The sequence below is a fragment of the Enterorhabdus sp. P55 genome (assembly GCF_009911695.1).
In the GTDB taxonomy this organism is placed as follows: Bacteria; Actinomycetota; Coriobacteriia; order Coriobacteriales; family Eggerthellaceae; genus Enterorhabdus.
Genome location: NZ_QWKK01000023.1, coordinates 1 through 13,222, shown reverse-complemented (window position 1 = coordinate 13,222; position 13,222 = coordinate 1). Strand labels below are relative to the sequence as shown.

12 protein-coding genes are annotated in these 13,222 nt (G+C 69.9%); 10 read left to right on the top strand and 2 right to left on the bottom strand.

The annotated features are described in order from the left end of the window. Positions 1 to 15 precede the first annotated feature (15 nt). From D1643_RS04000 to D1643_RS03965, 8 genes are all read left to right on the top strand, one after another. Positions 16 to 594 carry a 4Fe-4S dicluster domain-containing protein gene (locus D1643_RS04000; RefSeq protein WP_160708877.1) on the top strand — a complete coding sequence of 193 codons (579 nt, stop codon included), beginning with the start codon at positions 16 to 18 and terminating at the stop codon, positions 592 to 594. Continuing rightward, the gene (gene nrfD, locus D1643_RS03995; protein ID WP_160708875.1) at positions 594 to 1,577 is read left to right on the top strand and encodes an NrfD/PsrC family molybdoenzyme membrane anchor subunit; all 984 of its coding nucleotides are present in this window, start codon (positions 594 to 596) and stop codon (positions 1,575 to 1,577) included. The genes D1643_RS04000 and nrfD overlap by 1 nt, the downstream gene beginning before the upstream one ends. A 271-nt stretch (positions 1,578 to 1,848) precedes the next feature. Then, positions 1,849 to 2,916, top strand: coding sequence for a heterodisulfide reductase-related iron-sulfur binding cluster (locus D1643_RS03990; RefSeq protein ID WP_160708873.1), 1,068 nt, complete (start codon positions 1,849 to 1,851; stop codon positions 2,914 to 2,916). A 9-nt stretch (positions 2,917 to 2,925) separates the two neighbouring features. Further along, positions 2,926 to 5,190, top strand: a complete 2,265-nt coding sequence (locus D1643_RS03985; RefSeq protein WP_160708871.1) for a molybdopterin-dependent oxidoreductase — start codon at positions 2,926 to 2,928, stop codon at positions 5,188 to 5,190. Between the two features lie 72 nt (positions 5,191 to 5,262). Beyond that, a complete protein-coding gene (locus D1643_RS11785; RefSeq protein ID WP_160708869.1) occupies positions 5,263 to 6,129 on the top strand; it encodes a DUF2064 domain-containing protein in 867 nt (288 codons plus the stop codon). A gap of 4 nt (positions 6,130 to 6,133) precedes the next feature. Next, positions 6,134 to 7,471 (top strand): radical SAM protein, encoded by a 1,338-nt coding sequence (locus D1643_RS03975; RefSeq protein WP_160708867.1) that lies wholly within the window; start codon positions 6,134 to 6,136, stop codon positions 7,469 to 7,471. A gap of 191 nt (positions 7,472 to 7,662) precedes the next feature. After that, on the top strand, positions 7,663 to 8,637 hold the full coding sequence (locus D1643_RS03970) for a DUF169 domain-containing protein (RefSeq protein WP_160708865.1): 975 nt from the start codon (positions 7,663 to 7,665) through the stop codon (positions 8,635 to 8,637). A 52-nt stretch (positions 8,638 to 8,689) separates the two neighbouring features. Further along, complete coding sequence (locus D1643_RS03965) at positions 8,690 to 9,208, top strand: GNAT family N-acetyltransferase (protein ID WP_160708863.1); 519 nt, start codon at positions 8,690 to 8,692, stop codon at positions 9,206 to 9,208. A 97-nt stretch (positions 9,209 to 9,305) separates the two neighbouring features. Here the strand turns inward: D1643_RS03965 and D1643_RS03960 are convergent, their stop codons facing one another. After that, positions 9,306 to 9,950, bottom strand: a complete 645-nt coding sequence (locus D1643_RS03960) for a flavin reductase family protein (protein ID WP_160708861.1) — start codon at positions 9,948 to 9,950, stop codon at positions 9,306 to 9,308. 77 nt (positions 9,951 to 10,027) lie between these two features. Beyond that, a complete protein-coding gene (locus tag D1643_RS03955) occupies positions 10,028 to 10,471 on the bottom strand; it encodes a PadR family transcriptional regulator (RefSeq protein ID WP_160708859.1) in 444 nt (147 codons plus the stop codon). 269 nt (positions 10,472 to 10,740) lie between these two features. On the opposite strand from D1643_RS03955, the gene glmS reads away from it, so the two are divergent. Continuing rightward, positions 10,741 to 12,570, top strand: coding sequence for a glutamine--fructose-6-phosphate transaminase (isomerizing) (gene glmS / locus D1643_RS03950; RefSeq protein ID WP_160708856.1), 1,830 nt, complete (start codon positions 10,741 to 10,743; stop codon positions 12,568 to 12,570). A gap of 51 nt (positions 12,571 to 12,621) precedes the next feature. Then, positions 12,622 to 13,222: holo-ACP synthase (gene acpS / locus D1643_RS03945; RefSeq protein ID WP_370520284.1), on the top strand; the 601-nt coding region annotated here is incomplete at its 3' end.

Genomic DNA, 13,222 nt, shown 5'->3' with positions numbered 1-13,222 from the left:
GAGGAAGGATAGAACATGACCCGTTACGTTATGGTCATCGACCAGCGTCGTTGCATCGGCTGCCATTCCTGCACGGTTGCCTGCCGTACGTGGAACGACCTGCCGCTCGACATCGTCTACAACCCGGTGCTCACCGAGGGCGTCAAGGGCACCTGGCCCAACGTGCACCGCAGCTGGCTGCCCACGCTCTGCATGCACTGCGAGAAGCCGGCCTGCGTGCCATGCTGCCCCACCGGCGCGTCGCATCAGGATGAGGACGGCGTGGTCTGGATCGACTACGACAAGTGCATGGCCTGCCTGGCCTGCGTGAACGCCTGCCCCTACGGCATGCGCGACCAGTCCAAGCTCCAGCCCCGCCTGCATCGCTTCGTGCGCAAGTGCACGTTCTGCCGCGATCACCGCGCTGCCGACCCGGGCGCCGAGCCCTACTGCGTGGCCACCTGCCACCAGAAGGCCCGCATCTTCGGCGACCTGGACGACCCGAACTCCGAGGTGTCCAAGCTCATCGGCTCCGTCGAGACGGTGCGCCTGCTCGAGGACCTCGGCACCGGCCCGCAGATCTACTACATTCCTGAGTTGGGAGGTAAGGCATAATGCGTCATCATTACTGGGAGTGGCCCATTCCGACCTACCTGTTCCTGGGCGGCCTGGGCGGCGGCATCTTCTGCCTCGCCGCCATCCTGAGCTTCTTCGTGTACCCTGACATCCCCATGATGGGCGAGGTGCTCGCGTGGCCTGGATTCCTCGGCATCTGCGCGCTCGGCTTCGGCTGCATCATGCTCGTGGTCGACCTCGGCCAGCCCATGGTGTTCTACCGCGCCTTCGTGAAGAGCACGAGCGTGCTCGCCTGGGGCGCGCGCTTCCTGACCGTGTGCGCCATCTTCGGCGTGCTGTGGTTCGCGAGCTACGTGCCGTGGGACTGGTTCGGCCCCATCGCCGCGTTCCTCGTGCCCTTCCGCGAGCTGAACCTGGCCATCGCGGGCATCTCCGGCACCTGCATCATGCTCTACACCGGCATCTTCCTGTCCACCCTGAAGGCCCACGCCTTCTGGGCGACCCCGGCCCTGCCGGTGCTGTTCACCGTGTCGGCCCTGTCCACCGCCTGCGCGGCCATCGCCCTGTCCATCGGCTGGTGGCCGGCCGTGTTCTCCCTGGAGACGGTCATCGTGGCCGAGGCCAGCAAGGAGATCCTGCATACCGTCGACATCATCCTCGTGGTGGTGGAGATCGTCGTGCTGCTCGTGATGGTGCTGTCCTTCCTGGGTGCCGGCAACAAGACGGCCAACAAGGCGGCCCACCGCTGGGTGCACGGCTCCTACGCGCCGCTGTTCTGGGGCGGCATGATCTTCGGCGGCCTGCTGCTGCCCGAGATCCTCTACGTCTTCGGCGGCCACAGCGCGGCTTCCACCCTGGTGGCTCCTGTGCTCGTGCTGCTCGGCGGCCTGCTGCTCCGCTTCATGGTGGTGCTCTCCGACGACCGCGCGCCGCTGCCGGGCGAGGATCGCTACTACACCCGCATCGCCGACAAGGACGACAAGTTCGTCAAGGCCTGGACCTACGGCGAGAACATCTTCTAGTTACGGCGTTGCTAACGCAACGTCGTAACAGGCCGACGCTCCGAGGCCGTACGGCACCTGGCCTAGCCCCTTGTGCGCTTACCCTCGCGTACGAAGTACGCTCGGCCGCGCGGCGGGGCTATCCCAGGCACCGTACGGCCTCTCGCTGACTCCCTTGGGCGAACCAGTGAGCGTGTTGGGTAAAGAAGTGAAATGAGGAAGGGGCCCGGCTTGTCAAAGTCGGGCCCCTTGCGTATGCTGGCCCCCCGGCCTTTGGGGAAGGAGAACTGACGTGGATGAGTACCTGTTCGAGGACGCGCTCACCGGATCGACGGTGGCCTTCGACCGCGTGACGGGGGAGGCGCGCCTCGCGGCCGCCGGCAAGGGGATGCTCGAGCCGTGCCCGTCGGTGTTCTTCCCGGGCTGCTCGCTCATCAACTACGCCCTGCCGCTCGTCGCGGCAGTCTACGACACGCTGCGGGACGCCGGCAGCGTGAGCGGCATCTCGCTTCTGTGCTGCGGGAAGATCCTCTCCTACGAGCCGGACGGCGAGGCCGTGCGCGCTGCGTTCGAGGAGACCCTGCGCGAGCACGTGGCGGCTGCCGGCGTCGAGCGCATCGTGGCGGCGTGCCCCAACTGCGCGAAGGCCCTGCGCGACGCGCTCGCCGCCGATGCGGCCACGGCCGGCGTCGAGGTGACGGCGCTGCCGACGGCGCTCGCGCACCTGGGCTACGCGGTGGACGCCGGCACGGCGGCGCGCCTTGTCGCCGGTGACGCCGGGGCATCCGTGCGCCTGTGCGCCCACGACTCGTGCCCCGACCGCGACCGTGGCGAGTTCGCCGACGGCATGCGGGCGCTTTTGCCTGCGGGGATGTGCGTGGAGCCGGCGCACGCGCGGGCGCGCTCGCTGTGCTGCGGGTCGCTTCTGCGCGCGGCCGGCAAGTTCGAGGCGGCCGACAAGATGGCTGCGCGCAATGGCGAGGAGGCGCGGGAGGTCCACGCCGACGCCCTCGTCACGGCGTGTCTGTCTTGCGCGTTCCAGCTGAACGCGGCCCAGGCGGCCATGCCTGCCGTCCACTTCCTCGAGCTGCTCTACGACTGGCGCATCGACTGGGCGAGCGCGGGCGCGTGGATGAAGCTGCGCTTCCTCTTCGACGAGACGCTCGGCGTGGCCGGCGCGGGCGAGCGCGCCTTCGTGGGCCTGGGCGCGGACGAGGCTCCGGCTGCGGCCGAATCCACCGTGGCCGACCGGGCGGCCGAGGAGGCCTCCGAGGATGCGCGTGCGCTCACCGGGCCCGAGGAGGAGGCGCGCCACGACGTGACCATGAGCAACGAGGACGTCGAGGTCCTCGGGGAATAGGAGGGCCTTATGGCCACCGAGCAGCGAAAGACCAACTGCCATTTCTGCGGCTACCTGTGCGCCTTCACCGCCACGGTGGAGGACGGGCGCATCACCGCGCTCGAGCCCGATGCGAGCCGCTATCCGTATGATCCGCAGGTGCTGGCGGGATGCCGGCGCTGGCCGATGAACCTGGAGGTGCTCGACGGCGCCGACCGCGTGAACCGCCCGCTGCGCCGGGTGGGGGAGCGCGGCTCGGGTGCGTGGGAGGAGGTCTCCTGGGACGAGGCGCTTGACGACATCGCGGCGCGCCTGGCCGCGCTCGCGGCCGAGCACGGCCCAGGGACGCTCGCGTCGATGATCGGCGGGCCCCACACGTCGTTTTGGCCCTTGCACCGGTTCATGACGCTGTTCGGGTCGCCCAACAACATGGGCATCGGGCAGATCTGCTGGAACCCGCGCATCTGGATGGACGTGCTCACCTTCGGCTGGACGGTGGAGGCCGACATCACCGACGAGACGGGCTGTGTCGTCATCTGGGGCACCAACCCGGCTGAGTCGGACAACTCGCTGTTCTGGCGCACGCTGCTCAAGATCGGGCGCTCGGACGTGCCGCTCGTGGTGATCGACCCGCGCTACACGCGCACGGCCGCCGCGGCCGACATCTGGCTGGCGCCCGTCCCCGGCACCGACTGCGCGCTCGCGCTCGGGATGCTCAACGTCATCATCGCCGAGGACCTCATCGACCGCGCCTTCGTGGAGGAGTGGTGCCACGGCTTCGACGAGCTGGCGGCGCATGTGGCTCCGTGGACGCCCGAGGCGGCCGCCGCGGAATGCGGCGTGGACGCCGAGGACATCCGCCGCGTGGCGCGCCTGTTCGCCGGACCCGCGCCCTCGGCCCTCGTGTCGGGGCGCGGCATCGACCAGGTGGGCCGCTCGGTGGCACCCACGCATCGCGCCATCTGCTGCCTGCGCGCCCTCACGGGCAACGTGGACCGGCCGGGCGCCTGCGTGCTGGCCGAGGGCAGCGACTTCGTGCCCGAGGTGGACTTGGAGCTCACTCTCGAGCATGCCGATGAGCTGGCCGCGCGCTGCCTCAACACGGGCGTGACGCCGCTGCAGAGCTACGAGGGCTACGCGCGCGTGGCCGCGCTCACCGAGCGGATGGGCCGCAAGCTGCCGGCGCGCTACCTCACCTCGGCCCATCCCGACCTCGTGCTGCGCGCCATGGAGACCGGTGAGCCCTACCCGGTGCGCGCCCTCATCGTGGAGGCTACCAACCCGCTGCTCACCTATGCCGATACCCACCGGGTGTTCGCCGCCCTGAGCGGGCTCGACCTCATCGTGGTGCTCGACTACTACCTCACCCCCACGGCCTCGCTGGCCGACTACGTGCTGCCGGCGGCCGGCGCCATGGAGCGCCCCACCTTCCAGGCCCACGGCGGCGTGGCCAACATCGCCTACGGCGGGCCGGCCGCCTGCGCGCCCTACTATGAGCGCAAGGTGGACTACGAGGTGTTCCGCGAGCTGGGCCTGCGCCTGGGGCAGGAGGACGCCTGGCCCGAGGCCACCTTCGAGGAGGCCATCGCCGCCACCCTCGCGCCATGCGGCATGGACTGGGAGACCTACTGCGAGCTGGGGCTGTGCTACCAGCCGCCGGCTTACGGCAAGCATCTGCAGCCCGGCCCCGACGGCCGGCCCCAGGGCTTCGCCACCGCCACGGGCAAGATCGAGCTGGCAAGCGAGGCCCTGGGCGCCCTGGGAGGCCCGCGCCTGCCCGAGCCCGGCGAGCCGCGCCGCCTGTGCAGCGACGCCTTCATCGCCGAGCGCGAGGCCGAGGGCTGGACGCACCTGCCGCTCATCACCGGCGCGCGCAAGCAGCCCTACAACGCCTCGATGTACTTCAACAACGAGGCCTTCCGCCGCCGCCATCCCTTCCCCGTGGCGGAGGTGAGCGAGGCCACGGCGGCCGCCCTCGGCCTCTCCTCGGGCGATACGGTGGTCCTGGCCACCGATCACGGCGAGGCGCGCTTCGTTTTGGATACAATACGTATGAGAGATGGTCTAATAAATGCGGACTACGGATGGTGGCATCCTGAGTGGGAGGCCGGCGCTCCGGAGTTCGGCGGCATGTGGGAGTCCAACGTCAACTGCCTCACGTCCTGCACGGTGGACGAGGGCGAGCCGATGATCGGCACCTGGTCCTACAACGCCATCGACTGCATGATCCGCGCCGACGACCGTCCCCTCTCGTGGCAGCCGGGCTTCACGCCCGATCCCGCCGCGCGAGGATAGGGGAGCGGCCCGCCGGCCGCCTACGAGGGTACCCATCGGGCGCAGCGCCGCCCGCGAGAGAAGGAGACATCCGTGGCAGAGAAGAAGCAAGCCCTGCTGGTGTTCAGCAAGCCGCCCGTGCCGGGCATGGTGAAGACGCGCCTGACCGTGAAGCACGGCGGGTTCCTCACCGACGAGCAGGCCGCCGAGTTCTTCCGGCGCTCGCTCTACGACGTGAGCGAGGCGTGCATGCACGCGCTCTACGAGCTGCAGGCCGCAAACGACGCGGCCGTGGCCGCCGACCCGTCCGTCGACAAGATCACCTACGACTTCTTCGTGTCCACCACGCCGGCCGAGAACGTCGAGCTCATGAGGGAGACGTTCGAGGCCATCGGCCCGTGGCCGATGGAGGTCCACTACCTCACCGACAAGGGCGCCACCTTCGACGATCACTTCGACGACGCCTTCAAGCAGATCTTCGACCTGGGCTATGAGCACATCGTGTCTGTGGGCGGCGACATCCCCACGCTGCCCAAGTCCCATATCATCCAGGCCTTCCAGTGGCTCGACTACTTCCAGTCCCAGGGCACGCCGGGCTTCGTGATGGCGCCGTGCCAGGAGTGCGGCACGTCGCTGGTGGGCGCCAACCGCGAGACCCCCATCAACCACCAGGGCGTCTACTACAACCTGGACGGCAAGGCGGCGCTCGACGCCTACATGGAGAAGATCGTCGAGAAGGACATCCCCTGCGCCTACTTCTCGCCCGTGGCCGACATCGACGAGCGCACCGACCTGGCCCACGCCATCTCGTGCATGCGCGCCATCGAGCGGGCGGCCCGCTACCAGCCCGAGCTGTTCGTCCCGCGTCGCGTGCTCGACTGGGTGGACTTCATGGGCATCACCGTGTGCACCCCGCCCAACGAGGAGCACGACCCGCGCCAGTACATCGACGAGGAGTAGCGAGATGACCGAGGAGAACCGCCGCGTGCTTCACACGACGGGCGCGCTGTGCCCGACGTGTCTGCGCGAGCTGCCGGCCGAGGTGTACGCCGATGACGAGGGCGTGGTGTGGATGAGCCGTACCTGCCCCGACCACGGCCGCCTCGACACGCGCATGTGGCCCGATGCCGACCACTACGAGTGGCTGCGCTCCGAGGCCTTCCCCAAGACGGCGCCGGCGAACACCACCCCGGTGTGCGGCCCGTGCCCTAAGGGCTGCGGCACCTGCGCCCGCCACGAGCGCCGCGGGACGCTGCTTGAGATCGAGGTCACGCGCAACTGCAACCTGCGCTGCCCCGTGTGCTTCGCGAGTGCCGAGGGCAACGAGGGCGACCCCACGCTCGATGAGATCGACGCCATGTATGACGTGATCGCGCATGCCGTGGGAACCGACGGCGCCGTGCAGATCACCGGCGGGGAGCCGACGTGCCGCAAGGATTTGGCCGAGATCATCTACCGCGGCCGCCAGAAGGGCTTCTGGGGCATAGAGATCAACACCAACGGCCTGGTCATCGCCGCCCGCGAGGGCTACCTGGAGAGTCTGGTGGCCGCAGGGCTCACCGGCGTGTACCTGTCCTTCGACGGCCTGACCGGCGACGTGTACGAGGCCACCTGCGGCCGCGACATCCTCGACGTCAAGCTCAAGGTGATCGAGCGCTGCCGTGCCGCCGGCGTCCAGTGCGTGCTGTCGGTGGCTGTGGTGGCGGGCGTCAACGACGGCCAGCTCGGCGACCTTCTGCGCTTCGCCCTGGAGAACTCCGATGTGGTGGCGGGCCTGGCCCTGCAGCCGGCCTTCACCTCGGGCCGCTTCGACGCCGAGCGGGCGCTGCCCATGAGCGCAGGCGACGTCATCTTCAGCCTGGCCGAGCAGTCCGACGGGCTCTTGGAGCCGCGCGACATCTGGCCGCTCGGCTGCTCGAACCCGCTGTGCGACACGGGCGTGTTCCTGGTGAAGGACGACGGAGCCGCCCACCCGAGCGGCTTCTACCCGGCCACCCGCGCCATGACCATGGAGGAGTACGCCGCCGGCTACAGCCCCGACAGCCCCCAGGGCTCGGTGTTCCTCGACATCCTCTACAAGAAGGGCGTCGAGGTGAAGACGGGGCTGTCCGTCATCATCATGAACTACATGGACGCCGTGTCCATGGACACCCAGCGCCTGCGCGAGTGCTCGATGATGGTGACCGTGCCCGACGGCCGCGCCATCCCGTTCTGCTCCTACCACCTGACCGACGCCGCCGGCAAGCGCGTCTACCCGCCCTGGTGCAAGGAGGAGCTGCGCGGGGTGGGGGATAGGCACTAAACCTGGGGGACGGCATCCCCGCCGGGGCAGCGCTCAGTCGCTCAGACAGTCCTCGCTTGGTGGAACAGCCCACTGGGCTGTTCCAGTCGCTGCGGAACTCGCTTGGTGAGCGCCGCCCCGGCGGACGCGCCTCTACGAGGCTGATTGGCGCGGGCCTACAGCCCGCGCGGGAAAGAAGGAGAACGAAGCTGATGGCTGACTACCGGATAACCAACGACCCGGCGCGGTGCGTCCAATGCGGGCTGTGCGTGGCGTTCTGCCCGTGCGACGTGCTGGAGATGAACGAGGAGGGCTATCCCTTCGCCGCCTATCCTGAGCAGTGCGTGGGCTGCACCACCTGCGCGGGGAACTGCCCCAAGCGGGCGCTTTTGGTGGAGGCCGTGGGCGACGCCACCTTCGATCCCTTTGCTGACGAGGAGCGCGCCGAGCCGCTCGACGAGGGGCGCCGCGAGGAGCTCGCGGGCTACCAGCGCGCCATCATGGAGGCGCTCGACCTGCGCTGGCAGCCGGTGGCCGTGGGGCTCATCGCGGCCGGCGAGGCCCTGCCCGATGCGCCCATCCCCGCTGAGAACCTGCGCTTCTGCCAGGCCATGATGGCGGCGCGCCGCGGCGCGAGCATTCTCATGCCGCCGCATCGGCATTCGTGCCCCGACGGCACATCCATCTTCGGCATGACCGGCGTGCCTGAGAAGCTGGCCACGGGCGAGATCTACGTGCTGTTCCACAAGGTGGTCAACGCCGAGGCCGCCGCGCGCATGGTGGCCGAGCGCCCGACGCTGCCGCCCAAGAGCCGCCGGGCCACCTACGTGGCGCCGCTTGCCAAGACGGTGCGCGAGCCGGAGGTGGTGGTGTTCACCGGCACGCCGGAGCAGATGATGTGGCTGTGCATGTCCATGAGCTACTACTCGGGGCACCGCCACGACTTCCATGCGAGCGGCTTCAACTCCATGTGCGTCGAGGCCGTGCTGCTGCCGCTGGCCAACGACGAGCCCAACATCACCTTCGGCTGCTACGGCTGCCGCGCCGCGAGCGATATCGGCGAGGACATGATGTTCATGGGCGTGCCCACCCATCTGCTGCCCACCATTGCCGAGGGCGCTGCGGAGCTGGCCAAGAAGGCCATCCCCGACTCCCGCAACAAGATCTACGTCCCGCCCATCATGTAGGGCTGCGGCTCCCTCCTCCGTGCGGGGGGGGGCGTTGAGTGAAGGAGAGTTCATGGCCGAGCTGTTTTCGCTGAGGGCGGCGGTCGAGGAGGACCGGCCCTACCTGGACGCGTACTGCTGGAACGAGGGGATGGACAACCTGCCCTCGCTCGAGCGCGTGACGGTGGCCGCCAACGGCGACGGCGAGCCGGTGGGCTTCATCCGCATCGCGTTCGGCGCCAACGGCGTGGCCCACGTGAACCCCGTGGTGGTGCACGGCTCCTGGCGCGGCTACGGGGTGGGCCGCGCGCTCATGGAGGCCGCGACGGCCGAATACGGCGAGCTGCGCCTCGTGGCCCGCGGGGCCTCGGTGCCCTTCTACCGGGCGCTCGGGCTCGAGGACTGCGCCTGGGAGCTCATCGACACCTCCGTCACCGAGAACTGCGACGGCTGCGAGCTCGTCCCCGAATGCGGGCCTCAGCCCATGCGGTGGGCTGTTGGGGGCGGGGAGCCTGGTGCCGCCTTGGACTACGATGCGCTCATTGACTCCCACTATGATGATGTTCTCGGGCGCTATCTGGAGCTCACGTGATCGTTTTCGCTGACACCAACGTGCATCCGCATCCTGCTCGGGCGCCGATCGTCTTCTGAGGGGCTCTTGCAGGATCTGGCGGCGGGTGCGGTGGCGCTCACTCCTCGGCGTCGGGTGCCAGCGGGGCGGCCACGGGGGCGTAGGCGCCGTGCTGGATGCAGAGCAGCGTCTCGACGGGGGCCAGGCGGCCGCGCTCGTCGCGGGAGCCGCGGGTGGCGGCGCGCGTGACCTCGCCGATGACGAGCAGGTGGTCGCCCGCCTCCTGGACGGAGCGTACGGCGCAGGCCTCCCAGGACAGCGCGGCGGCCGGTACCGGCACGAGGCGCGTCGCGTCTGCGGCCGGGGTGCTCGCACCCTCCGCCGGCCGCGGCTCCGCGTCCCTGGCGCCCTCGACTTCAACCAGCACGTAGTCCACGGCGTCGCCCTTGGCGAAGCGGTGCCCGGTCTGGTTGCCGCAGAGCTCCGCCAGGCGGGCGGCGTCGGCGTCGGCAGGGAGGGTGGCCAGGCTGAAGGCGCCCGCCTGGCGCACGAGCCCCATGGTGTGGGAGGCCTCGCGCAGGGCGAAGGCAACGAGCGGCGGGGTGTGGGAGAGGGGCGTCACCCAGATGACGGTGGCGAACCCGACGGCGCCGTCAATCCCGCGCGCTCCCACGATGACGAGGGGGCGCGGGTCGTGGAGGGCCGCCACGTCGCGGCCGCGGATATCCTCGAAGGCGGCGGGGAAGGCGGAAAGCTCGGGCATGGGGCCTCCTGGAAGAAAAGGCGCCCCGCCTTCCGGGCGCGAGGGCGCGCGGAGGAGCGGGGCGCCGGCGGACGAAGCTATTGGGCGGCGCCGTGGGAGCACACGGGCGCCTCGGGCAGGTCGATGCCGAGGGCGTCGGCTGCATCGGCGCGCAGCTCCTCGAGGGTCAGCTCATAGCAGGCCAATGCGTCGATCCAGCGGCGCAGACAGTGGAGCCCCTTGTCCGTCAGCGTGAACAGGCGCTTGGCCGAGCCCTCCTCGGGCGTGTCCCACGCCGACGTGACGAGCCCCGCCTCCTCCATGCGCTTGAGCGCGCGGTAGATGCCCGTCGCATCCGGCTTCTTGCCGCCGAACATGGGCGAGTGCGCGGCCTGCTGCACGATGATGTAGCCGTGCATGGGCGCGCCGTGCTTGGCCATGAGCGTGAGGATGGTGGGCTGGGAGAGCCGGTTGAGCGACTTGCCCAGCTCGGCGCATTCCTTCAGGTCTTCATCGGATTTCGGGTGGCAGCTGCTCCACATGGGCGGCCCTCTCTCGTCTTGGTCTGGTCTGGCATGGGGCACATTCTCGCATAACTATTTGCATGGTGAGAATAGTTTCTCGCTGAAGGCGGGGAAGGACGGGGGCGGATGGCACGGCCGCGCGCCGGCGCGACGCAGGCGAGCGCGCTCGCGGACGCGCGGGATCGGCGCGGGCGGGGTTGCCGTACAATGGTCGCCGGAGCTTTCGCGCCCTGCCCTTGCGCCGCCGGCGCGCGGCCGGGGCGCATCGGAGAGATCAAGGAGCGCGCATGTGCGGAATCGTGGGCTACACGGGGGCCGATGAGGCCCAGGGCATCCTCATCGAAGGGCTGGGACGCCTGGAGTACCGGGGCTATGACTCGGCGGGCGTCGCCATCGAGCAGGACGGCGCGCTCGATGTGATCTGCCGCAAGGGGAAGGTGTCGGGCCTCGCGCACACGCTGTCCCACTTCGACTTCACGGGTACCTGCGGCATCGGGCATACGCGCTGGGCCACCCACGGCCGCCCGTCCGAGGCCAACGCGCACCCGCACACCTCGTGCGCCGGTGACATCGCCGTGGTGCACAACGGCATCATCGAGAACTTCGCCGAGCTGCGCGAGGAGCTCATCGGGCGCGGCCACGTGTTCAAGAGCGACACCGACACCGAGGTGGCGGCCCATCTGGTGGAGGAGGCCTATGCCGACACCGGCGACCTTCAGGCGGCCGTGGTCCACGCCGCCGGGCGGCTCATCGGCGCCTACGGCCTGGCCGTGGTGTGCGCCCACGAGCCCGGCGTCATCGTGGTCACCCGCAAGGACTCGCCCATCGTGGTGGGGCGCGGGGAGCGCGGCAGCTACGTCGCCAGCGACATCATCGCCATGATCGACGCCACGCGTGATGTGGTGGTGCTGGCCGACGGCCAGGTGGCGCGCCTCACGCCGGACGCGGTGAGCTTCTTCGACGAGGCCGGCAACCCCCTCGACCCGCCCGTCACCCACGTGGACTGGGACGTGGACGTGGCGGAGAAGGGGGGCTACCCCGACTTCATGCTCAAGGAGATCCACGAGCAGCCCCGCGTCATCCGCGACACGCTGGCCGGGCGTCTGTCGGCCGGCGCGCTCGAGATCGACGAGCTCGACCTCTCGCCCGAGGAGCTCGACCTCATCGACCGCGTCTACGTGATCGCCTGCGGCACCTCCTACCACGCCGGCCTCATCGCCAAGAACCTCATCGAGGGCTGGGCCCGCATCCCCTGCGAGGTGGAGGTGGCCAGCGAGTTCCGCTACCGCAACCCCATCATCACGCCGACCACGCTCGTGGTGGCCGTGTCCCAGTCCGGCGAGACGGCCGACACCCTGGCCGCCATCCGCGATGCCCGCGTGAAGGGCGCCAAGGTGTTCGGCATCACCAACGTGGTGGGAAGCCCCGTGGCCCGCGAGTCCGACGGGGTCATCTACACCAAGGCCAACAAGGAGATCGCCGTGGCCTCCACGAAGAGCTTCCTCGGCCAGGTGGTGTCCCTCACGCTGCTGGCCATGCTGCTCGCCCAGGCCAAGGGCAAGCTCAAGACGAGCCAGATCCGCCTGCTGTTCCGCGAGCTGGCCGACACCGCCGAGCAGGTGGAGCGCATCCTGGCCGACGACGCGGCCATCGAGGAGGCGGCGCAGGCCTGCAAGGACGCCGCGAGCGCGCTGTTCATCGGCCGCGGGATGGGCGCGGCGGTCAGCTACGAGGGCGCCCTCAAGCTCAAGGAGATCAGCTACCTGCACGCCGAGGCCTACGCCGCCGGCGAGATGAAGCACGGCCCCATCGCACTGATCGACGAGGGCTTCCCCGTCATCGCCATCGCCACGAAGAGCCCGGTCTACGACAAGGTGGTCTCCAACCTCCAGGAGTCGAAGGCGCGCGGGGCCATGGTGGTGGCCATCGCCACCGAAGGCGACGAGGACATCCGCGCCCATGCCGACCACGTCATCTACATCCCCAAGGTGCGCGACGCGTTCTCCGCCATCACGGCGAGCGTGCCGCTGCAGCTGTTCGCCCGCGCCATCGCCGTGGCCCGCGGCTGCGATGTGGATCAGCCGCGCAACCTGGCCAAGTCCGTGACCGTCGAGTAGCCCGTCACCCGCCACGCCAGGCGGGCGACGCAGTCAGAAGGGAGGCCCGCCGTGGCCCAGAGCAAGCGATCCCGTGAGATGGTGGAGGGCGCCCTCGGCCTGCCCATGGCGTCTGACCAGGTGGGCCTGGGGGTGGACATCGTCGAGATCGACCGGGTGCGCGCCGTCCTGCGCCGCAGCCCCGCCTTCGCTCGCCGCGCGTTCTCCGAGGAGGAGCGCGCCTACTGCGACGCGAAGGCCAATCCCGAGGCGCACTACGCCACGCGCTTCGCCGCCAAGGAGGCGGTGCTCAAGGCGCTCGGCACCGGGTTCGCCGAGGGCATCGGGCCGCGGGATGTGGAGGTGCGCCGCACGAAGAAGGGCAAGCCCTACGTGGTGCTCTCCGGCCGCGCGCGCGAGGTGGCGCGGGCCCAGGGCGTGCGCGAGGTGCCCGTCTCGCTGTCGTTCACCCACAGCGAGGCCGTGGCCTGCGCCATGGCCATCACCCAGGACGCCGTGACGGCCGCGAAGAAGCGCGAGGATCCCCTGGAGGAGCTGGCCAAGCAGTTCAAGGACGCCCGCGCCCTCCTCGATGACCTCCCCGCCGCCGGGCCGGGCGCCGGCGCGCCTGCGGCCGTCGGCGAGGCCCCCGCGCGCGACGGGGTGACCGGCG